Origin of the sequence: Phocaeicola sp. HCN-40430, from assembly GCF_037890285.1 — a bacterium.
Classification (GTDB): Bacteria; Bacteroidota; Bacteroidia; order Bacteroidales; family Bacteroidaceae; genus Phocaeicola; species Phocaeicola acetigenes.
The window spans coordinates 1-345 of sequence record NZ_JBBKBS010000090.1; the positions used below are offsets into that span (position 1 = coordinate 1).

General features: G+C 43.5%; 1 pseudogene. It reads right to left on the bottom strand.

The features are described from left to right. Positions 1 to 87 precede the first annotated feature (87 nt). A pseudogene (locus WKU26_RS12725) lies at positions 88 to 345 on the bottom strand (DDE transposase); the annotation flags it as partial.

Consider the following 345-nt stretch of genomic DNA (forward strand, 5'->3'; position numbering starts at 1 on the left):
TATTTTCTCTCTTGATTCTAACCGTTACGACATGACTCTCCGGAAGAAGTCTGATGGCCTCTTCTGATTCTGGCTATGAAAATCATATCATGCCGCTTTAGCTGTTCTATCCGTGATTTTGTCTATCATCAGCACGGCATTTGCCGTATGTATTCCGAAGAAAATCCAAAGGATTTCAGTCTTCCTGTTCCTGGCCTTTATTCTTGCGAGTGAGTAGTGTTGCTTTTGAGTTCCGAAACTTCCTTCAAGTCTGGTAGCTCTCTGCTTTGAAAGTTCACTTCTGAGTACCTTTCTCAAGGGTTCATCCTTTGCCGCCCTTCCCTTGCGTACAAAGGAAGTGGATAT